Annotated in this window: 1 protein-coding gene and 1 pseudogene; both read left to right on the top strand. The window is 61.2% G+C overall.

All coding sequences use genetic code 11. The annotated features are described in order from the left end of the window. Positions 1–201: biotin transporter BioY (locus tag EN804_RS34670; RefSeq protein ID WP_189602155.1), on the top strand; the 201-nt coding region annotated here is incomplete at its 5' end. A gap of 25 nt (positions 202–226) precedes the next feature. Next, positions 227–441: pseudogene (locus EN804_RS34665) on the top strand (histone deacetylase family protein); the annotation flags it as partial.

Below are 441 nucleotides of genomic sequence, written 5' to 3'. Positions count from 1 at the left end.
GTCGCCAGCCTGATCGGCGGCGTGGTCGTGCTTTATGCTTTCGGCATCACCTACCTGGCGGTGGTCGTCGGTCTCGGTTTTGAAAAGGCTTTCATGGGTTCGCTCGCCTTCATCCCGGGTGATGCGCTGAAGGCCGTGCTGGCAGCCCTTGCCGGCCGCGCCGTCATGGCGGGTTATCCGCTGCTGCCGCAGCGCGCCTGAAAACACTTTCTTCGGGAGGAAAAGAATGGCGACGCGTTTATACGAACATCCGATCTTCCTCGAGCATATCACGCCTTCCGGCCATCCCGAGCGGCCGGACCGCCTGCGGTCGCTGAACATCGCGCTCGAACATCCGAATTTCGAGCGCCTTGATCGCAAAGAAGCGCCTCAGGCCAATGAGGATGCGGTGCTGCTGGCGCATCCGGAAGAGCATCTGCTTGCCGTGATGCGACAGATTCC

The organism is Mesorhizobium sp. M8A.F.Ca.ET.161.01.1.1, from assembly GCF_004792105.1.
GTDB lineage: Bacteria > Pseudomonadota > Alphaproteobacteria > Rhizobiales > Rhizobiaceae > Mesorhizobium.
This window is presented reverse-complemented; position numbering and strand designations above follow the sequence as displayed.